This window comes from Streptomyces sp. NPDC111802, assembly GCF_055634335.1.
The window spans coordinates 1-21,790 of record NZ_JBVKCZ010000029.1 but is presented as its reverse complement, the minus strand read 5'-3'; the positions used below and the strand labels follow the sequence as shown (position 1 = coordinate 21,790).

Genomic DNA, 21,790 nt, shown 5'->3' with positions numbered 1-21,790 from the left:
ACGGCCGGCCGCCTACTCCCAGCGGAACCAGCGCGCGGCCGCCGCCGACAGCGCGACCGTCCAGACCGCCATGACGCCGAGGTGGGCCCAGCCGGGCCAGTCGCCCGCCGTGGCCTGGTTCAGGGCCTGGGCCGCGGCGCCGAACGGCGTGAACCCGACGATGTCGGCCATCAGATCGGGCATGGCCTGCACCGGCAGCCACACCCCCGCGCAGAACAGCATGGGGAAGAACACCGCCGTCCCGATGGCACCCGCGATCTTCACGGTCCCGGACACCGCCGAGATCACCGACCCCAGGGCGAGCGCGACGAGGACCGCGAGAACAAGCGCGAGCAGATAGCCGTACGGCTGTCCGGGCAGTCGTACGTCGTAGCCGAGCCGTCCGACCGCGAGGGCCAGCAGCGCCGAGAGCACCGCGGCGAGGGCGTGCACCAGCATCTGCGCGGACAGCAGCGCCGACGGCCGCACGGGGGTGGTGGACATGCGGCGCAGGATGCCCTGTTCCCGGTAGCCGGTCAGGCCCACCGGCATGGACTGCACTCCGGCGACGATCATGCCGACCAGGACGGTCACGGGTACGTAGGTGTCGACGATGCGCAGGCCGTCGAGCCCGTCCTGGGGCTCGCGGAACGCGGGGACGGCGCCGAGGATCGCCAGCAGCAGGGGCGGGAAGACCAGGATCCAGAAGAGGCTGCCGGGTTCGCGGGCGAGCAGACGGGCCTCGGTGCGCAGTACGGCGGTGTTCATGGCGTGGTCTCCGTCATGTTCGTGTCCGTCATGTTCGTGTCCGTCAGGTCCAGGAAGGCGTCGTCCAGCGTGGCGTCGCTGACGCGTAGTTGGTGGGCGGTGATGCGGTGGCGGGCGAGCAGGGTGATGACGGCGTTGACCGTCTCGTCGCTGCCGGCCAGGGTGATCCGGCCGTCCTTGTGCTCGACGGAGGCGAGCGCGGGCAGCGCGTTCAGCTCGTTGTCGTCCAGCGGCCCGGACGGGGTGAAGGAGATCATGGTGGCGCGGGCGGAGCGTCGGATCAGTCCGGCCGGCGTGTCCAGGGCGGCGATCCGGCCCTTGTCGATCACGGCGATCCGGTCGCAGAGGCGCTGTGCCTCCTCCATGAAGTGGGTGACGAGCAGGACGGTCACGCCGTTCGCGCGGATGTCCTCGATGAGCTGCCAGGTGTCGCGGCGGGCCCGTGGGTCGAGGCCGGTGGTCAACTCGTCCAGGACGACGATCCGGGGGTTGCCGACCAGGGCGAGCGCGATGAACAGACGCTGCTTCTGGCCGCCGGAGAGCTTGCCGAACCGGGTGCCGAGCCGGTCGGCCAGGCCCAGGCGTTCGGCGAGCGGGCGCCAGTCGGCGGGCCTTGGGTAGAAGGAGGCGTACAGCTGGAGCGCCTCGCGCACGGTCAGCTTCTCCTGCAGGCGGCCCTCCTGGAGCTGGGCGCCGAGGACGTGGGAGACCCGGTCGTGGTCGGCGACGGGGTCGAGGCCGGTGACCCGGACCCGGCCCGCGTCGGGGACGCGCAGGCCCTCGACGCACTCCACGGTGGTGGTCTTGCCGGCGCCGTTCGGGCCGAGGATGCCGAAGATCTCGCCCTCTTCGACGGCGAAGGAGACACCGTCGACGACGGTGCGGCCGCCGTAGGACTTGCGCAGGTCGGTGACTTCGATGACGGACATGGCATCAGGGTCGCGGCGGGGCGGGTTCCGCCACATCGGCCGTCGCGCTCGAAGACACATCACCCGATCGCTTGATGGCGGGGTACGACCGGCCGCCGCGGCTGTACGACCCCTCGAACACGCAGGTCGTAGGACCAGCGACCGAATCAGGACCGGCCAAAACTCGGTGGGCAGTGTCAGTGGCGATCCGTAGGCTCGCTGCTGATGGTGACGACACGTGCAACCGCCGAGGACAGGTCCGAACGATCCGCCGTACGTACGCTGCTGCGCCTGTGGCCGTATGTGCGGCCGGTGCGGGTGCGGCTGTTCACCGCCGCGAGCGTGGCGATCATCGCCTCGTGTCTGTCGCTGGTCATTCCGCTCGTCCTGAAGTGGATGGTGGACGGGCCGGTCGCCGACCGGGATCCGGCCGGTGTGTGGCTCGGGGCGCTGTATCTGCTGCTGCTCGGGCTCGCGGAGGCGTTGCTGTTCGGGCTGCGGCGCTGGCTGGTGGCGCGCCCGCTGGCGGGGGTCGAGGCGGGGATGCGGGCGGATCTGTACCGGCATCTTCAGCGGCTGCCGGTCGCCTTCCACGACCGGTGGGCGTCGGGACAGCTGCTGTCGCGGGGCACGACCGATCTGATGCTGCTGCGTATGTTCCTCGCCTTCCCGCTGACGTTCCTGCTGGTCAACGGCGTGACCATCCTGGTCGGCGTGATCATCATGCTGCTTCAGGACTGGACGCTGGGGCTGGTCATCCTGATCCCGGCCGTGCCCGTGATGGTCACCTGCGTGATCTTCGAGAAGCGGTACGCCGAGGTGGCGCGCCGTGCGCAGGACCAGGTCGGCGATCTGACGACGGTCGTCGAGGAGAGTGTGCTCGGGATCCGGATCATCAAGGGGTTCGGACGGCACCGCAGTCAGGCACAGGCGTTCCGGGAGCTGTCGGGCACCCTGCGGGGCACGGAGCTGCGCAAGGCGCGGCTGCTGGCGACGATCTGGGGCGTCATCGTGACGTTGCCGGAGCTGGCCATCGGGGCGGCGCTGGTGCTGGGCACCGTGCAGGTGGCGGACGGGGAGCTGTCGGCGGGCACCCTGGTGGCGTTCCTGTCGACGGCGCTCGCGCTCAGATGGCCCGTGGACTCGATCGGGTTCCTGCTGGCGATGAGTCAGGAGGCGGCGACGGCGACGGAGCGGTACTTCGAGGTGATGGACGCGACTCCGGAGGGGCGTGCGGTCTCGACGGCGCGGGAGGACCGTACGGACCTCGGACTCCGGTTCCACGATGTGCGGTTCCGCTACCCCGACGCCCCCGAGGACTCCCCACCGGTCCTCGACCGCGTCGACCTCCACATCCGCCCCGGCGAGTCCATGGCCCTCGTCGGCGCGACGGGCAGCGGCAAGACGACCCTGACCGCCCTCGTCCCGCGGCTGCACGAGGTGACGTCCGGCCGGATCACCCTCGACGGGCAGGACATCACCGCCATGACCCGCGAGGAGCTGCGCTCACTCGTCGCCGTCGCCTTCGAGGAGCCCACGCTCTTCTCGGCCAGCGTCGCGGACAACGTTCTCATGGGGGCCGGGGACGGCGCCGGCAAGCCCGAGTTGGAGCGGGCGCTCGGCGTCGCGCAGGCCGCCTTCGCACACGACCTGCCGCACGGGACGGGGACACAGGTCGGCGAGCAGGGGCTCAGCCTCTCCGGCGGCCAGCGGCAGCGGCTGGCGCTCGCGCGCGCCGTCGTCGGCCGGCCCCGGTTCCTCGTCCTCGACGATCCCCTGTCCGCCCTCGACGTGCACACCGAGGCCGCGGTCGAGGCCGCCCTGCGTGACGTGCTCGCGGAGACCACCGCCCTCATCGTCGCCCATCGGCCGTCCACCGTGCTGCTCGCGGACCGCGTCGCCCTGCTCTCCGACGGCCGCATCACCGCCGTCGGCACCCATCACGAACTGCTGCGCAGCAACGCCGAGTACGCCCACCTGATGGCCGGGACCGAGGAGGCCGACCGATGACGGCGACCACCACCACCGCACCGGACAAGGAAGAGCCGGCCGAGGAACCCGCCGCCAAGGCGGACGACCCCTTCGACCGCGACGTCCTGCCCACTCCCCCGGGCGCCACCGCCACCCTCCTGCGCTCCCTGCTCGCCCCGATGAAGGCCCGCGTCACCGTCACCACGCTCCTGCTGCTGCTCCAGCAGGCGGCCGTGCAGGCGGGCCCGCTGCTGGTGGCGTACGCCATCGACTCGGCCGTACCGGCGTTCCGGCGTGACGATCTCGGGCCGCTGATCGCGGTCGGCGTCGGCTATCTGCTGTGCGCGCTGGTCTCCGGCGCGCTCCAGTACGCGTTCATCCTGGCCTCCGCCCGCGTCAACCAGGACGTGCTGCTCGATCTGCGCGGCCGGATCTTCCGCCATGCCCAGGCCCTGAGCGTCGACTTCCATGAGCGCTACACCTCGGGGCGGCTGATCTCCCGCTCCACCACGGACGTGGAGTCCCTGCGCGAGCTGCTGAACGAGGGCCTCCAGGAACTCGTCACCGTCATCCTGTCCTTCGTCTACATCGCGGCGATGCTGCTGTGGCTGGACCTCGGGCTGGGCGCGGTCGCGGTGGCCTCGTTCGTGCCGCTGTATCTCCTGGTACGGCTGTACCGGCGGCGCGCCGGGCGGGTGTACCGGCTGCGCTCCACCGCCATCGCGGCCGTGATCGTCAAGTTCGTCGAGACGATGAACGGCATCCGCCCGGTGCGGGCCTTCAGGCGCGAGGCCGCCAACGACGCCGACTTCCGGATCCTGAACACCCGGCACGAACGGACGAACGGCGACGCCCTGCTGGAGATGGCCCGTTATGTCGTCGGCTCCCGCGTCGTCGCCAACACGGCCGTCGCGGGGATCGTGCTGTGGGGCGCCTACCGGGTCGCCGGCGGCACGCTGGCGCTCGGTGTGCTGGCGGCGGCCGTGCTGTATCTGCGGCGGCTGTACGACCCGATCGACCGGCTCGGCATGTTCCTCAACTCGTACCAGTCGGCGGCGGCCTCCCTGGAGAAGATCGCCGGGCTGCTGGCCCAGACACCGTCCGTGCCCGAGCCGTCCGCACCCGAGCAGCTCCCGGCGCTTCGCTCGGAACACCCCGGCCGCGAGGTCGTCTTCGACGGCGTCCGGTTCGGCTACCGCACCGGCGGCGAGGTGCTGCCCCGCTTCGACCTCACGATCCCGGCCGGTCAGACGGTCGCCGTCGTCGGCTCCACCGGTGCCGGCAAGTCGACGCTGGCCAAGCTGCTCGCCCGGTTCTACGACCCCTCCGACGGCCGGGTGCTGCTGGACGGGGTCGACCTGCGCGCGCTGGCCGTGCCCGAACTGCGGCGCGGGGTGGTGATGGTGACGCAGGAGGCGTTCCTGTTCTCCGGCACGGTCGCCGAGAACATCGCCATCGGGCGGCCCGACGCCACCCGCGAGGACATCGAGCAGGCCGCGAAGGCCATCGGCGCGCACGACTTCATCAGCTCCCTGCCTGACGGCTACGACACCGACGTACGCAAGCGAGGCGGCCGTATCTCGGCCGGTCAGCGCCAACTCGTGGCGTTCGCACGGGCGTTGCTCGCCGATCCGGCCGTGCTGATCCTGGACGAGGCGACCAGTTCCCTCGACATCCCCGGTGAGCGGGCCGTTCAGCGCGCGATGTCGACGGTGCTGCGCGGGCGTACGGCCGTCGTCATCGCCCACCGGCTGTCCACCGTAGAGATCGCCGACCGGGTCCTGGTCATGGAGCACGGCCGGATCGTCGAGGACGGCACACCGGGCGAACTCATCGCCGGGACGGGCAGGTTCGCGGATCTGCACCGGGCGTGGCGGGACAGTCTGGCGTAGCGGCACGGCGGAACGGGGAACGGGGAACGATGATCGACGCGTACGAGGATCCGGGCGAGCCCGACTGTCGGGGCGGATGGCGGTATCTGTGGTGGCTGGTCATGCGGCAGATGACGCGGTCCGTCGTCGGGGCGCTGATCTCCAGTGTGTGGATGGTGCTGCTGGCGGCGACCCCGTACCTGATGTCCCGTGCCGTCGACGACGGGCTGACGGCCGGTGACTACGGCGCGCTGGCGAGGTGGACGGGTGCGCTGTTCGCGGTGGGGGCGTTCAACGCCTGGCTGAGCATCATGCGGCACCGCACGATGACGCGGGTGCGGATGGACGCCAACTTCCGCACGGTCAAGGTGCTGATCGGGCACGCGGTACGACTGGGTGCCACGCTGCCGCGCCGGATCGGGGCCGGGGAGGTCGTCACGATCGGAGTGGGCGACGTGCAGACCATCAGCCAGTCCCTGACCGTCGTCGGCCCCGGGGTCGGGGCGGTCGTCGCCTATCTGGTGATCGCCGGACTGCTGGTGTCGGTGTCGGTGCCGATCGCCGTCGTGGTGCTGCTCGGGATGCCGCTGGTCGGCGTGGTCGTCGGGCCGCTGCTGGGGCGGCTGCAGGCGACGGAGACGCGGTACCGGGAGCGGCAGGGCGTGCTGACCTCCCGGATCGCCGACCTCGCGGGCGGGCTGCGCGTCCTCAACGGCCTCGGCGGCAAGGGCCTGGTCGCCGACGCCTTCCACCACGACTCGCAGCGGCTGCGGGCCCAGGGGTACCGGGTCGGGGCGGTGACCAGTTGGGTGCAGGCACTCGGGGTGGGGCTACCGACGCTGTTCCTGGCCGTGGTGACCTGGCTGGCGGCGCGGCTGGCCGCCCAGGGGGACATCACCGTGGGCGAGTTGGTGTCGGTGTACGGCTATGTCGCGGTGCTGGTGGGGCCGGTGGCGTTCTTCATCGAGTGCGGTTACCAGGTCAGCCGTGGGGTGGTGGCGGCACGGCGGGTTGTACGGTTCCTGCGGCTGGAGCCGATGGCGGACACCGGCACGCGGGACGCCCCGGCCGAACCGGCGGCGCTGTTCGACCCCGAGTCCGGGGTGCGGGTGCTCCCGGGCCGCCTGACCGCGCTGGCCGGGGCGCTGCCCGCCGACGCCGTGGCCGTCGTCGACCGCCTCGGCCGGTATGAGCCGTCGGCGGCGACCTGGGGCGGGGTCTGTCTCGACGAGATCGCGTTGCCGCAGGTGCGGGAGCGGATCCTGGTCGCCGACCACGAGTCGGACCTGTTCGCGGACACGCTGCGCGAACTGGTGGCCGGGCATGCGGACCGGGACGGGACGGCGATCACTCAGGCGGTGCACACGGCGGTCGCCGAGGACATCGTCCGCGGCCTGCCCGACGGCCTCGACACCCCGATCGACGCCCAGGGCCGCAACCTCTCCGGCGGCCAGCGCCAGCGCGTCCGCCTGGTCCGCGCACTGCTGGCGGACCCGGAGGTGCTACTGGCCATCGAGCCGACGTCGGCACTGGACGCCCACACGGAGGCACGGGTCGCGGAACGCCTGCACACGACGAGGAGGGGCCGTACGACGCTGGTGACGACGACGTCCCCCTTGGTCCTGGACCGAGCGGACACGGTCCACTACTTGGTCGACGGCAAGGTGGCAGCAACAGGCACCCACCGGGAACTGCTGGACGGAGAGCCGGGATACAGAGCCCTGGTGGCCCGGGACGAAGACGCCGAGGAGCTTGCCAGGTGACGGAAGCCAAACGCACTCAAGGGGCGCGGGACTGTGTCAATAAGCGGCTCCGCCGCGGGGCGCGACCAGCCACAACGCACCCGCACCCGGCAGACAACCCCAAGTCCCGAACTCGTAGCCGCACAGCCCTCCCCATCGCCGAACGGCAAGACGTACGCCAAGCCACCACCCGCCTGATCCGAGCCGACGCCCGCTCCTTCACAGCCGTACTCGTCCTGAACTCCCTCGCCGCCATCGCCGGCCTGGCCAGCCCCTGGCTGGTGGGCCGCATCATCGACGAAGTCAGACGCGGCGCAGGCGTCACGGCCGTGGACAAACTCGCCCTGGCCATCCTGATAGCCGCAGCAGCCCAGCTGCTGCTGGCCCGCTGGGCCCGCTACGTCGGCCACCGATTCGGAGAACGCATCCTCGCCCGCGTCCGCGAGGAGTTCGTGAACCGCACGCTCGCGCTGCCCGCGTCGGTCGTGGAACGGGCCGGCACCGGGGACCTGACCGCGCGCGGCACCGCCGATGTGGCGGCCGTCGGCACCACCCTGCGCGACGCCGGGCCCGAGCTGCTCATCAACTCCGTACAGGTCCTGTTCCTGCTGGGCGCGGTCGTCGCGCTGGACCCCCTGCTCGGCGCCTGCGGTCTGATCGGCCTGGCCGGTCTCTGGCCGGTGCTGCGCTGGTATCTGCGCCGCGCCCGCACCGGGTACCTCGCCGAGGGCGCGGCCACTTCGGACGTCGCGGAGGTCCTCGCGGCGACCGCGTCCGGCGCCCGCACGGTGGAGGCGCTGCGGCTGGAGCGGCGGCGGGTGACGGCGAGCCGGGACACGCTGGAGACATCCCGCCGGACCCGCCTGCACACCCTCTTTCTGCGCACCGTGTTCTTCCCGTCTGTCGAGATCGCCCATCTCGCCCCCGTGGCGACGGTCCTGCTCGTCGGCGGGGCGCTGCACGCACAGGGCACGATCAGCCTGGGCACGGTGGTCGCGGCGGCGCTGTACCAGCAGCAGATGGCCGGTCCGCTGGACGAGATCCTGATGCGCGTCGAACAACTCCAGAGCAGCGGCGCCTCCTTCGCCCGCGTGGAAGGCCTGGCACGGGCCCCGCAGGCCGCGGCGGCCGACTCACCGACCCCCGCCGACGACCGGATCGACGTGACCGGCGTGCGCTACGCCTACGACCGCGGCGGCGAGGTCCTCGGCGGCGTCGACCTGACCGTGCGGCCGGGGGAACGCCTCGCGGTGGTCGGCCCGTCGGGCGCCGGCAAGACGACCCTGAGCAGACTGCTCGCGGGCGTGGACGCGCCGACCGCCGGCTCGGTCACGGTCGGCGGAGTCCCGGTCGTCGCGCTCGGCCCGGAGCAGCTGCGCCGTCAGGTCGTCCTCGTCACCCAGGAGCACCATGTCTTCCTCGGCACGGTCCGCGACAACCTCCGTATCGCCGAGCCGTCCGCCACGGACGAGGACCTGTGGGCAGCGCTCACCGCGGTCGGCGCGGACACCTGGGTACGGCGGCTGCCCGAGGGCCTGGACACGGCGCTGGGTGACGGAGGCCGCGCCACGGACGGCTCACAGGCCCAGCAGCTGGCCCTCGCCCGCGTGGTGCTGGCCGACCCGCACACCCTGATCCTCGACGAGGCGACGGCCCTGCTCGACCCGGCCACGGCCCGCCACACCGAGCGCGCCCTGGCGGCCGTACTCCAGGGCCGTACGGTCATCGCCATCGCGCACCGCCTGCACACCGCGCACGACGCCGACCGCGTGGCGGTGATGGAGAACGGCCTGCTGACCGAACTGGGCACCCATAACGAGCTGGTCGCGGCGGACGGGGCGTACGCGTCACTGTGGCGGTCCTGGCACGGGGAGCGGCCCGCCTGAACAGGCGATCTATGCTCGATGCCGTAGGAGATCCCTGACACGCTGAAGAAAGCCACAGTAGAAAGCCGCGGTCCATTGAACTTCTGGTCTATCTACCAGCACGGCTTCGCGCGGGTCGCCGCGTGTACGGGCCACACCGTCATCGCCGACCCGCAGGCCAACGCCGAAACGGTCCTGCGGCAGGCGCGCGCGTGCGCTCACGAGGGCGTCGCCGTCGCCGTCTTCCCCGAGCTGGGCCTGACCGGCTACTCGATCGAGGACCTGCTGCTCCAGGACACGGTGCTCGACGAGGTCGAGCAGGCGCTCGGCACGGTGGTGGCCGGGTCGGCGGAGCTGCTTCCGGTGCTGGTCGTCGGCGCCCCGCTGCGTCATCGCCACCGGATCTACAACTGCGCGGTGATCGTGCACCGCGGCCGGATCCTGGGCGTCGCGCCCAAGTCGTACCCGCCGAACTACCGCGAGTTCTACGAGCGGCGCCAGATCGCGTCCGGCGAGGACGAGCGCGGCGGGACGATCCGGGTCGGCGGCGTGGAGGTGCCGTTCGGCGTGGACCTGCTGTTCGAGGCGGAGGACGTCCCCGGTCTCGTGGTGCACGCGGAGATCTGCGAGGACATGTGGGTGCCGGTCCCCCCGAGCGCGGAGGCGGCGCTGGCCGGCGCGACCGTGCTCGCCAACCTCTCGGGCAGCCCGATCACGGTCGGCCGGGCCGAGGACCGCCGGATGCTGTGCCGGTCGGCGTCCTCGCGCTGTCTGGCGGCGTATGTGTACTCGGCGGCCGGCCTGGGGGAGTCGACGACGGACCTGTCGTGGGACGGCCAGACCATGATCTACGAGAACGGCGTGCTGCTGGCCGAGACGGACCGCTTCGCGCTCGACGAGCAGTACGCCGTCGCCGACGTCGACCTGGACCTGCTGCGGCAGGAGCGGCAGCGGATGGGCACGTTCGACGACAACCGCCGCACGCACGCCGGGCGGACCGGTGACTTCCGGCGGGTGGGGTTCCGGCTGGACGCGCCGATGACGGACCTGGGGCTGAAGCGGCGGGTCGAGCGCTTCCCGTTCGTGCCCGCCGACGCCGACCGGCTGGCGCTGGACTGCTACGAGGCGTACAACATCCAGGTCGCCGGCCTCCAGCAGCGGCTGGGTGCGATCGGCGGCCCGAAGGTGGTCATCGGGGTGTCCGGCGGCCTGGACTCCACGCACGCGCTGATCGTCGCCGCCCGGGCGATGGACCGGGCCGGGCGCCCGCGCAGCGACATCCTGGCCTTCACCCTGCCCGGCTTCGCCACCAGCGACCACACCAAGGACAACGCCCACAAGCTGATGAACTCGCTCGGCGTCACCGCGGCCGAGCTGGACATCACACCGACCGCGCGGCTGATGCTGCGGGAGATGGGCCACCCGTTCGCGTCCGGCGAGCCGGTGTACGACGTCACCTTCGAGAACGTCCAGGCGGGTCTGCGCACCGACTACCTGTTCCGGCTCGCCAACCAGCGCGGCGGCATCGTGCTGGGCACCGGTGACCTGTCGGAGCTGGCGCTCGGCTGGTCCACGTACGGCGTGGGCGACCAGATGAGCCACTACAACGTCAACTCCGGTGTGCCGAAGACCCTGATCCAGCATCTGATCCGCTGGGTCATCACCAGCGGCCAGTTCGACGAGGAGACCGGCGGGACACTGGCCGCGATCCTCGACACGGAGATCAGTCCGGAGCTGGTACCGGGCGAGGAGATGCAGTCGACCGAGTCGAAGATCGGGCCGTACGCGCTGCACGACTTCACCCTCTTCCATGTGCTGCGCTACGGCTTCCGGCCGTCGAAGATCGCCTTCCTGGCCTGGCACGCCTGGCACGACCCGGAGGCCGGCGCCTGGCCGCCGGGCTTCCCCGAGGCGAAGCGGGTGGCGTACGACCTGGCCGAGATCCGGCGCTGGCTGGAGGTCTTCTGCCGTCGCTTCTTCGCGTTCGCACAGTTCAAGCGCTCGGCGATGCCGAACGGTCCGAAGGTCTCGGCCGGCGGCTCGCTCTCCCCGCGCGGCGACTGGCGGGCGCCGTCCGACGGCAACGCGGCTGCGTGGCTGCGGGATCTGGAGCGCTTCGAGGTGCTGAGCGCCAAGAAGTAGCCGACGGGGCCGGGGAGTTGGCGGCAGGTGGGTCCACATCGAGTGGGCCCACACCGTTCCGGTCCGTATACCGAACATGAACTCCCGGACAACGAACGATTTCCGGCCAAGTTCCTGACGCGCTCCTGACAGAAAGCGCGGTCAGCTGGCACTCTTCCCACGGCCGCGACACAGCAACCCCACAGCACCGTCACACGACGGTGCCCGCGGCTGAACTCCAGCACGCGCACGTCCAGTTCCCGCACGCGCACGTCGTTCTGCGTACCACCACGTATCGCCCGGGACGGCCCACCCGCCGACCGGTCTCCCCTGGCCGTGTGATCCGCGGCCGCGCAGAAGGAGTCAGTGTTGAGAGACAGTTCCTCCCACAGACGCACCCCCCACACGACGCACCGCCGGGCCGCCGCAGTCGCCCTGGTCGGCGTCTCCGCCCTGATCGCCGCGGCCGTCCAGACGGGCGCCGCCACCGCAGCCCCGGAGAAGGCACCGTCGGCCGCGGGCAAGGTCATACCGGGCGCCGAGTCCGTCAAGCTGTCCCCCGCCCAGCGCGCCCAGCTGATACGCGAGGCCAACGCCACCAAGGCGGACACCGCCAAGGACCTGGGCCTCGGAGCCAAGGAGAAGCTGGTCGTCCGTGACGTCGTCAAGGACGGCGACGGCACGGTCCACACCCGCTACGAGCGGACCTACGACGGTCTGCCCGTCCTCGGCGGCGACCTGGTCGTCAAGACGGCCAGGTCCGGCGAGACCAAGGCCGTCGTCAAGGCGACCCGCGCCGCCATCAAGCCGGCCACCACCACGGCCGCCGTATCCACGGCCAAGGCGGAGAAGCAGGCGCTGGCCGCCGCGAAGGCCGCGGACGCCAAGAGCCCGGACGTCAACAAGGCGCCCCACAAGGTGATCTGGGCCGCGAACGGCAAGCCGGCCCTCGCCTACGAGACGGTCGTCGGCGGCCTCCAGGACGACGGCACCCCGAGCGAGCTGCATGTCATCACCGACGCCGCCACGGGCGCCAAGCTGTACGAGTACCAGGGCATCGAGAACGGTACCGGCAACACGATGTACAGCGGCGCGGTCACCCTCGGCACCACGCAGTCGGGGTCGACGTACAACCTGACCGACGGCGCGCGCGGCAGCCACAAGACGTACAACCTCAACCGCGGTACCTCCGGCACCGGCACGCTCTTCTCGGGCTCCGACGACGTGTGGGGCGACGGCAACCCGTCCAACGCGGAGACCGCGGGCGCGGACGCGCACTACGGGGCCGCGCTGACCTGGGACTACTACAAGAACGTGCACGGGCGAAGCGGCATCCGGGGTGACGGCGTCGGCGCCTACTCCCGGGTCCACTACGGCAACAACTACGTCAACGCGTTCTGGTCCGACAGCTGCTTCTGCATGACGTACGGCGACGGCTCGGGCAACACCCACCCGCTGACGTCCATCGACGTGGCCGGCCACGAGATGACCCACGGTGTCACCTCCAACACCGCGGGCCTGGTCTACAGCGGTGAGTCCGGCGGTCTGAACGAGGCCACCTCCGACATCTTCGGCACGACCGTCGAGTTCTACGCCAACAACTCCTCCGACGTCGGTGACTACCTCATCGGCGAGGAGATCGACATCAACGGCGACGGCACGCCGCTGCGTTACATGGACAAGCCGAGCAGGGACGGCTCGTCCAAGGACAGCTGGTACTCGGGCATCGGCTCGGTCGACGTGCACTACTCGTCGGGCCCCGCGAACCACTTCTTCTACCTGCTGAGCGAGGGCAGCGGCACCAAGACCATCAACGGTGTCACCTACAACTCGCCCACCTCGGACGGCCTCCCGGTCACCGGCATCGGCCGCGCCAAGGCGGAGAAGATCTGGTTCCGCGCGCTGACCACCAAGTTCACCTCGAACACCAACTACGCGGCCGCCCGCACCGGCACCCTCGCGGCCACCGGTGAGCTGTACGGCACCACGAGCGCCGAGTACAAGGCCGTGCAGGACGCCTGGGCGGGCGTCAACGTGGGCACCCGCTCCGACGGTGGCGGTGGCGGTGGCGGCACCACGTTCGAGAGCGGCACCGATGTGTCGATCCCGGACAACGGGGCGGCCGTGACCTCCCCGATCACCGTGTCGGGCCGGACCGGCAACGCGCCGTCCAACCTCTCGGTCGGCGTGGACATCGTCCACACGTACATCGGTGACCTGAAGGTGGATCTGCTCGCCCCCGACGGCACGGTGTACACGCTCAAGGGGTACGGCACGGGCGGCAGCTCGGACAACCTCAACACCACCTACACGGTGAACGCCTCCTCGGAGGTCGCCAACGGCGTCTGGACGCTGAGGGTCCAGGACAACGCGGCCATCGACACCGGCTACATCAACAGCTGGAAGCTCACCTTCCCGTAGGCCCGTTGACGGTCCGCCACTGACAGGGCGTCGTCTCGGTGGGTTCAACTCCCGCCGGGACGGCGCCCGTTCATATTTCTGAAACATTCACCCAACAGTCAAATCTTGGCCAACATCATCGCTCCCTCCTGACATGTACGCGTCCCAGGTGTCACGCTTCCCCCACCCGCCGCACAAGCACCACTGCATCTCCCCCACAAAAGGAGCTCGTGTGACCCCCCTCTACGCGCGTCGCAAGCGCACCACCCTGGCCATCGCCACCACCGTGGCGGCCGGGGCCCTCCTCACCACCGCCCTGACCACCGGTGGTTCGGCCGCCGCGGCCCCCGCGGGCGCCGGCGCCAAGGCCGCCCCGCTCGCCGTACCGGTCGCGCTCGCCCCGGCCGCGCGCACCACGCTCATCCAGGACCGACAGGCGAAGGCCGCCGAGACGGCCGACGAGATAGGCCTCGGCGCCCAGGAGAAGCTGGTCGTCAAGGATGTCGTCAAGGACGCCGACGGCACGGTCCACACCCGCTACGAGCGCACCTACGCGGGCCTGCCCGTCCTCGGTGGCGACCTGGTCGTCCACGAGTCGGCGGCCGGTGCGAGAAAGGGCGTGACCAAGGCGACGAAGGCCACCATCAAGGTCGCCTCGCTCAAGCCGGCCATCACCGCGGCCAAGGCCGAGGGCCAGGCCGTGAAGCTGGCCAAGGCGGCCGGCTCGGAGAAGACCGCGGCCGACCAGGCGCCCCGCAAGGTGATCTGGGCGGCGAACGGCAAGCCGGCCCTCGCCTACGAGACGGTCGTCGGCGGCCTCCAGGACGACGGCACCCCGAACGAGCTGCACGTCATCACCGACGCCGCCACCGGCAAGAAGCTCTTCGAGTACCAGGGCATCGAGACCGGCAGCGGCAAGAGCCTGTACTCGGGCACGGTCACCCTCGGCACCACCAAGTCGGGCTCGACGTACCAGCTCTACGACACCACGCGCGGCGGCCACAAGACGTACAACAAGGCCCGCAGCACCAGTTCCTCCGCCGGAACACTGTTCACCGACGCGGACGACACCTGGGGCACCGGCGCGGCCTCCAGCTCCTCCACCGACCAGACCGCCGCCGTCGACGCGGCCTACGGCGCGCAGGAGACCTGGGACTTCTACAAGAGCACCTTCGGCCGCAGCGGCATCAAGAACGACGGCAAGGCCGCGTACTCGCGCGTCCACTACGGCAACGCGTATGTCAACGCGTTCTGGGACGACAGCTGCTTCTGCATGACGTACGGCGACGGCGAGGGGAACACCAAGCCCCTGACGTCCCTCGACGTGGCCGGCCACGAGATGACGCACGGCGTCACGTCGAACACGGCGGGCCTGAACTACTCGGGTGAATCGGGCGGCCTGAACGAGGCCACCTCCGACATCTTCGGCACGGCGGTGGAGTTCTACGCCAACAACTCCTCCGACGTCGGTGACTACCTCATCGGCGAGAAGATCGACATCAACGGCGACGGCACCCCGCTGCGCTACATGGACAAGCCGAGCAAGGACGGCGGGTCGGCCGACGCCTGGTCGTCGTCGCTGGGCGGCCTGGACGTCCACTACTCCTCGGGCCCCGCGAACCACTTCTTCTTCCTCCTGTCGGAGGGCAGCGGCGCGAAGACGATCAACGGGGTCAGCTACAACTCCCCGACGTCCAACGGCTCGACGGTCACCGGGATCGGCCGCGCCAAGGCCGCCGCGATCTGGTACAAGGCCCTGACCGAGTACATGACCTCGACGACCAACTACAAGGCCGCCCGCACGGCGACCCTGAACGCGGCGTCCGCCCTGTACGGCTCCACCAGCACCGAGTACAAGACGGTGGCGGCGGCGTGGTCCGCCATCAACGTGAGCTGACGCGCGGGTGATGGTGGGCGGCCCCCGGGACGAAGGCATCCCCGGGGGCCGCCCTACTCTTGGCCCATGTCCTTCACGTACGACGACGTCGGCGCGACCCGGGAGAACGGCTTCTGCCCACCCGGCTTCCACCCCCTGCACGTACGCACCCGCATCGGCGAGGGCGAGGACGTCTTCCGCAGAGCCGCCGAAGCGGTCATGACCTGGGAGATGCACGGCGCGATGGGCGTCGGCATAGAGGCCTCGGCCGACCGTGCCGCCCCTGACGTCGACGTCACCGTCACCCTCGCCGGCGTCATCACGGCACCGTGCCGGGTCGTCTGGACGGTGAACGAGCACCGCCGCATCGGCTGGGCCTACGGCACCCTCGCCGGCCACCCCGAGTGCGGCGAGGAGGCCTTCCTCGTCGAACGCACCGGCGACGGGACGGTCTGGCTGACCGTCCGCGCCTTCAGCCGCGCGGCCAAGTGGTACACCCGAGCGGGCGGGGCGGCTACGCGCGGCTTGCAGCATGCGTATGCGCGGCGGTGCGGGGCGGTGTTGAGGAAGATGTGCGGAGACGAGGACGAGTAGGCCGGCGGGGCAGACGGCCGCACCACTCCTACCGCAACAACACCCCCGCCCCCTCCCCCAAGCCCTCCGAAGGCACCGCCACCAACCCCAGCTCCGCGCCGGACGCCAGCAACCGATGCGCCGGAAGAATCCGGACCGTGTAGCCGTACGGTCCCGTGCGGTCCAGGGACAGGGGGCCCTCGTACGTCCACCTGCCCTCCGTGTCCGGGCCCCCCGTCGGCTTCAGCGGGACCGTCGACGCGTCCGCGATGCGGTCCTCCGAGTCGACGCGGCCCGAGACGGCCTGGACCTCCACGTCGTCGGGGGCGAGATCGCCGAGGCCGACTCGGACGTGGAGCGTGAGGGTGCTGCCGAGTTCCGCCGTGGCCGTCGCCGTCGCCACGGACGTCTCCACGTGGTCGACACTCACGTCGTGCCACGCCGAGCGGACCCGTGACTTCCACTCCGCCAGCTCGCGCGCCACGTCCGGCGTCATCGCGCGGTGGGCGTGCGCGGCGGGGGTGTAGAGGCGCTCCACGTACTCCCGGACCATCCTGCCCGCGAGGACCTTCGGGCCGAGCAGGGTGAGGGTCTGGCGGACCATCTCGATCCAGCGGTCGGGCAGGCCGGCCGGGCCCTGCTCGTAGAAGCGGGGTGTCACCCGCTGCTCCAGCAGGTCGTACAGCGCCGCGGCCTCTATGTCGTCCCGGCGGTCCGGGTCGGTGCCGGTGCCGTCCGCCGTGGGGATCGACCAGCCGAAGTCCGGCTGGAACCACTCGTCCCACCAGCCGTCCAGGACGGAGAGGTTGAGGCAGCCGTTCAGCGCCGCCTTCATGCCCGAGGTGCCGCACGCCTCCAGCGGCCTGAGCGGGTTGTTCAGCCAGATGTCACAGCCGGGGTAGAGCTTCTGGGCCATCGCCATGCCGTAGTCCGGCAGGAACACGATGCGGTGACGGACGCGCGGGTCGTCCGCGAACCTCACCAGTTCCTGGATCAGGCGCTTTCCGCCGTCGTCCGCCGGGTGCGCCTTGCCCGCCACCACGATCTGGATCGGCCGCTCCGGGTGCAGGAGCAGGTCCATCAGGCGGTCGCGGTCCCTGAGCATCAGCGTCAGCCGCTTGTACGACGGGACCCTGCGCGCGAATCCGATCGTCAGGACGTCGGGGTCCAGGACTCCGTCGATCCAGCCCAGTTCGGCCGTTCCGGCGCCGCGTTGGCGCCACGACGCGCGCAGCCGCTCCCGTACCTCCAGCACCAGCTGCTCGCGCAGCACCCGCCGCAGCTCCCAGACGTCCTGGTCGGGGATCTCCCCCACCGCGTCCCAGCGATCCGAGCCGCCGACGGTCATCGCGTCCTCGGTGCGCTGGGCGCCGATCTGGCGGGCGCCGAGGCGGAAGACCTCGGGGGCGACCCAGGTCGGGGCGTGGACGCCGTTGGTGACCGACGTGATCGGCACCTCGTCGGGGTCGAAACCGGGCCACAGTCCCGAGAACATCTCCCGGCTGACGTTGCCGTGCAGCAGCGAGACCCCGTTCGCCCGCTGGCCCAGACGCAGGCCCATCACCGCCATGTTGAAGAGGTTCGGTTCGCCGCCGGGGTACGTCTCCATGCCGAGCTGGAGGATGCGTTCGACGTCGATGCCAGGGAGTTCGGCGTCCGGGCCGAAGTGGTGGGCGACCAACTCGCGGTCGAAGCGGTCGATGCCGGCCGGGACGGGCGTGTGGGTGGTGAAGACCGTGCCGGCGCGGACGGCCTCCAGGGCGGCGTCGAAGTCCAGGCCGTCCCGCTCGCACAGCTCCGCGATGCGCTCAAGACCGAGGAAGCCCGCATGGCCCTCGTTGGTGTGGAAGACCTCGGGCTCGGGGTGTCCGGTCAGCCGGCAGTACGTCCGCACCGCCCGCACCCCTCCTATGCCCAGCAGCATCTCCTGGAGCAGCCGGTGCTCGCTGCCGCCGCCGTAGAGCCGGTCGGTCACCCCGCGTTCGCCGAGGTCGTTCTCCTCGACGTCCGAGTCGAGCATCAGCAGGGGGACGCGGCCGACCTGGGCGAGCCAGACACGGGCGTGCAGCGACCTGCCGCCGGGCAGGGCGAGGGAGACCTGGGCGGGGGTGCCGTCGGGCTCCTTCAGAAGTGCCAGCGGCAGCTCGTTGGGGTCCAGGACCGGGTAGTGCTCCTGCTGCCAGCCGTCCCGGGACAGGGACTGCCGGAAGTAGCCGTGCCGGTACAGCAGCCCGACGCCGATGAGCGGGACACCGAGGTCGCTGGCCGCCTTGAGGTGGTCGCCGGCCAGGATGCCGAGGCCGCCGGAGTACTGGGGCAGGGCGGCCGTGATGCCGAACTCGGGTGAGAAGTAGGCGACGGCGGCGGGTAGTTCGGCGGACTGGTCCTGGTACCAGCGGTCGCCGGTGACGTAGTCGTTGAGGTCGCCGGCGACTGCCGTCAGCCGGCGCAGGAAGCGGCGGTCCTCGGCCAGCTCCGCCAGGCGCGCGGGCGAGACGCTGCCCAGCAGCCGTACGGGGTCGTTGTCCGAGGCGGCCCAGCGCTCGGGGTCCACGGACTGGAAGAGGTCGCGGGTCTCCGTATGCCAGGACCAGCGCAGATTGCGCGCCAGGTCGCTGAGGGGCCGGAGGGGTTCGGGGAGGACAGGTCGGACGGTGAATCGACGGATCGCCTTCACGGTTCACCTCGGGCAGCGCGTGGCAGGGGGCCCACGGCGGTGTGGGTCCCGTCATCGCCCCCGACGGTATCGGTATGCGGGGCTTCGTAACCACAGGGCGTTTTTTCGGTCATCACTGACGGTCACTGGTTGTCAAGCACGTACTTGGGAAGCACGTACGTCCGAAAAACACCGCAACCTTTACAGATCCCCCATGGCCGATATGGCCGATTCCGCACCCGTAGGCCTCCTTGTGGCGACTTCTCACATCACGAGAGGGTGACAGATGGCGTACCGGCCACGCCGGGTGCACCAGGCGAACCACGGCCGCAGTGCGCCGAGTTGAGGAGGGGAACTCACACCATGGCACGGACGCGCACACGGCGTCTGCGCCGGGCAGGCGGACTGGCCGCGGTGACCTGTGTCATCGCGCTTTCGGCCACCACCATGCCCGCGCACGCCACACCGGAGGGGCAGATACTCGGCGCCGGAGAACCCGGCTCCGTCAGCGGCAGTTACCTGGTGACACTCAAGGGGGGAACGAAGGCGCCGTCGGCGGCCGGAAAGGGCCTGGCCGAGAAGTACGGAGCGAAGATAAGCCACACCTACGGCACGGTCCTCAACGGCTACGCGATCCGGGCAAACGAGAGACAGGCCAAACGGCTCGCCGCCGACCCCGGGGTCGCCTCGGTCGTCCAGGACACGCGCGTGACCCTGGAGCACACCCAGAAGAACCCGCCGTCCTGGGGCCTGGACCGCATCGATCAGGCCAATCTTCCGCTGACCAAGAGCTACACCTGGCCCGAGTCCGCGGGCGCCGGGGTGACGGTGTACGTCATCGACACCGGTATCCGCGTCTCGCACAAGGACTTCGGTGGCCGGGCGAGCCACGGCTGGGACTTCGTCGGCGACGACGGGACGGCCGCCGACGGCAACGGCCATGGCACCCATGTCGCCGCCACCATCGCGGGCAGACAGTACGGCGTCGCCAAGAACGCCGAGGTCGTAGCCGTACGCGTGCTCGACAACTCCGGCGGCGGCAGCACGGCCGATGTCATCGCGGGCATCGACTGGGTGACCAGGCACGCGAAGAAGCCGGCGGTCGCCAATGTCAGTCTCGGCGGCTACCGCAACTCCCAGCTGGACGCGGCCGTACGCAACTCCATCGCGTCCGGCGTCACCTACACGGTCGCGGCGGGCAACGACGGGCTGCCGGCGGGCCTGTACTCCCCGGCGGCGGTGAAGGAGGCCATCACCGTCGGCGCCACCGACAAGCGGGACGCGAGGGCGGGCTTCTCCAACTTCGGCCCGGTCCTGGACCTGTTCGCCCCGGGCGTCGGGATCACCTCGGCGTCGTACGCGAGCGACTCCGGCAGGGCGACCTACTCCGGTACGTCGATGGCGTCGCCGCACGTCGCGGGCGTGGCCGCGCTCTATCTGGCCGACCATCGCAAGGCGTCGCCCGCACAGGTCGCCAAGGCGCTCACGGCACGGGCCGCGTCCGGCAAGGTCTCCGGCCGCGGACTCGGATCACCGAACAAACTCTTGCAGGTACCGGGCTCGTAGCGGCCACTTCACGGCGAGTTGCGAAACACCGGCCCCGTTCCTCAGGAACGGGGCCGGTCTTGTGCGTAGACATACGCGTGAGTAGTTAACAAAGTGCCGGATTGCCCACCCGAATAGGGTGGGAAGGCTCCTCCGGTACACCCCACCCGTGCGCCCCCGGGTGCACACCCCCATGCGGCGGAGCCGCATATCGAAAACAGCACCACGCAGGACCAACCTCCCCACAGCCATCCGCCCACCCAAGTTGACGCGGACAGGAGCGGTCATGCCCGCCATGCACCACCAGTCGTCCTCACCCCCGACGCCCCGCACCGACACACCCCCAGTCCCACGCGCCGGCACCGCCGACCCCGGACCGCCGGCTCGGGAGCGACCCTCCGCGACCGACGCGGCCGGCGGCGTCGGACGCATACCCGTCCTCGACGTCCGCCCGATCGTCCAGCTCGGGCGCAGGCCCGCGAAGGCGGTGACCGGCGAGACCTTCGAGGTCTCGGCGACCGTGTTCCGCGAGGGGCACGACGCCGTGGCCGCAAATGTCGTACTGACCGACCCGGACGGCCGTCCCGGGTCATGGACCCCGATGCGTGAACTCGCCCCCGGCACCGACCGCTGGGGCGCCGAGGTCACCCCCGGCGAGCCCGGCCACTGGACCTACTGGGTCGAGGCATGGGGCGATCCCGTCAGCACCTGGCGGCACCACGCCCAGATCAAGATCCCGGCCGGAATGGACACGGAGCTCGTACTGGAGGAGGGCGCGCGGCTGTACGAGCGCGCCGCCGCCGGTGTGCCCGAGAGCGAGGGACGGCCCGTGATCGTCGCGGCCGTCGAGGCGCTGCGGGACGAAAGCCGCCCGGCCGCCTGGCGACTGGCGGCGGCGCTGACGCCCGAGGTCGATGCCGTGCTGGGGCGTTATCCGGTGCGGGATCTGGTGACCGCGTCGGATCCGCTGCCGCTGCTGGTCGAGCGCGAACGGGCCCTGTACGGCTCCTGGTACGAGTTCTTCCCCCGCTCCGAGGGCACCCCCGCACAGCCGCACGGCACCTTCGAGACAGCCGCGCGCCGGCTCCCCGCGATCGCCGCGATGGGCTTCGACGTCGTCTACCTCCCGCCGATCCACCCCATCGGCACCACCTTCCGCAAGGGCCCCAACAACACCCTGTCCGCCGGCCCCGACGACGTCGGCGTGCCCTGGGCCATCGGCTCCCCCGAGGGCGGCCACGACGCCGTCCACCCCGACCTCGGCACCCTGGACGACTTCGACCGCTTCGTGGCCCGGGCCGGTGAACTCGGCCTGGAGATCGCCCTGGACTTCGCCCTGCAGTGCTCACCGGACCACCCCTGGGTCGACAAGCACCCCGAGTGGTTCCACCACCGCCCCGACGGCACCATCGCCTACGCCGAGAACCCGCCGAAGAAGTACCAGGACATCTACCCCATCGCCTTCGACGCCGACCTGGACGGCCTGATCGCCGAGACGCTGCGCGTGCTGCGGCA

General features: G+C 70.9%; 13 protein-coding genes. 10 read left to right on the top strand and 3 right to left on the bottom strand.

The genetic code is table 11. The annotated features are described in order from the left end of the window. Window positions 1–12: 12 nt before the first annotated feature. Window positions 13–747 carry an ABC transporter permease gene (locus ACZ7NC_RS28765; RefSeq protein WP_471492393.1) on the bottom strand — a complete coding sequence of 245 codons (735 nt, stop codon included), beginning with the start codon at window positions 745–747 and terminating at the stop codon, window positions 13–15. Then, window positions 744–1,676: an ABC transporter ATP-binding protein gene (locus tag ACZ7NC_RS28760; protein ID WP_471492392.1), complete on the bottom strand. Its 933-nt coding sequence runs from the start codon at window positions 1,674–1,676 to the stop codon at window positions 744–746. The genes ACZ7NC_RS28765 and ACZ7NC_RS28760 overlap by 4 nt, the downstream gene beginning before the upstream one ends. Window positions 1,677–1,880: 204 nt before the next feature. Between ACZ7NC_RS28760 and ACZ7NC_RS28755 the strand changes: the two genes are divergently transcribed. The 8 genes from ACZ7NC_RS28755 to ACZ7NC_RS28720 all read left to right on the top strand — a co-directional run bounded on the left by ACZ7NC_RS28755 (window position 1,881) and on the right by ACZ7NC_RS28720 (window position 16,095). Beyond that, window positions 1,881–3,665, top strand: a complete 1,785-nt coding sequence (locus ACZ7NC_RS28755; protein ID WP_471492391.1) for an ABC transporter ATP-binding protein — start codon at window positions 1,881–1,883, stop codon at window positions 3,663–3,665. Further along, the gene (locus ACZ7NC_RS28750; RefSeq protein ID WP_471492390.1) at window positions 3,662–5,518 is read left to right on the top strand and encodes an ABC transporter ATP-binding protein; all 1,857 of its coding nucleotides are present in this window, start codon (window positions 3,662–3,664) and stop codon (window positions 5,516–5,518) included. Before ACZ7NC_RS28755 ends, ACZ7NC_RS28750 begins: the two co-directional genes overlap by 4 nt. A gap of 29 nt (window positions 5,519–5,547) precedes the next feature. After that, on the top strand, window positions 5,548–7,260 hold the full coding sequence (locus ACZ7NC_RS28745) for an ABC transporter ATP-binding protein (RefSeq protein WP_471492389.1): 1,713 nt from the start codon (window positions 5,548–5,550) through the stop codon (window positions 7,258–7,260). A 134-nt stretch (window positions 7,261–7,394) separates the two neighbouring features. Further along, complete coding sequence (locus ACZ7NC_RS28740; RefSeq protein WP_471492475.1) at window positions 7,395–9,125, top strand: ABC transporter ATP-binding protein; 1,731 nt, start codon at window positions 7,395–7,397, stop codon at window positions 9,123–9,125. Window positions 9,126–9,200: 75 nt separating this feature from the next. Beyond that, window positions 9,201–11,246: an NAD(+) synthase gene (locus ACZ7NC_RS28735; RefSeq protein WP_471492388.1), complete on the top strand. Its 2,046-nt coding sequence runs from the start codon at window positions 9,201–9,203 to the stop codon at window positions 11,244–11,246. A gap of 348 nt (window positions 11,247–11,594) precedes the next feature. Next, window positions 11,595–13,646, top strand: a complete 2,052-nt coding sequence (locus ACZ7NC_RS28730) for a M4 family metallopeptidase (protein WP_471492387.1) — start codon at window positions 11,595–11,597, stop codon at window positions 13,644–13,646. A 211-nt stretch (window positions 13,647–13,857) separates the two neighbouring features. Then, window positions 13,858–15,522, top strand: a complete 1,665-nt coding sequence (locus tag ACZ7NC_RS28725) for a M4 family metallopeptidase (RefSeq protein ID WP_471492386.1) — start codon at window positions 13,858–13,860, stop codon at window positions 15,520–15,522. A 66-nt stretch (window positions 15,523–15,588) separates the two neighbouring features. Beyond that, complete coding sequence (locus tag ACZ7NC_RS28720) at window positions 15,589–16,095, top strand: DUF1990 family protein (RefSeq protein WP_471492385.1); 507 nt, start codon at window positions 15,589–15,591, stop codon at window positions 16,093–16,095. Window positions 16,096–16,123: 28 nt separating this feature from the next. On the opposite strand, the gene ACZ7NC_RS28715 is transcribed toward ACZ7NC_RS28720, so the two are convergent. After that, window positions 16,124–18,751 (bottom strand): glycosyltransferase family 1 protein, encoded by a 2,628-nt coding sequence (locus tag ACZ7NC_RS28715; protein WP_471492384.1) that lies wholly within the window; start codon window positions 18,749–18,751, stop codon window positions 16,124–16,126. Between the two features lie 342 nt (window positions 18,752–19,093). On the opposite strand from ACZ7NC_RS28715, the gene ACZ7NC_RS28710 reads away from it, so the two are divergent. Further along, window positions 19,094–20,296, top strand: coding sequence for a S8 family peptidase (locus ACZ7NC_RS28710; RefSeq protein WP_471492383.1), 1,203 nt, complete (start codon window positions 19,094–19,096; stop codon window positions 20,294–20,296). A 265-nt stretch (window positions 20,297–20,561) separates the two neighbouring features. Continuing rightward, the coding region (locus ACZ7NC_RS28705; RefSeq protein WP_471492382.1) for a maltotransferase domain-containing protein at window positions 20,562–21,790 on the top strand (1,229 nt) is incomplete at its 3' end.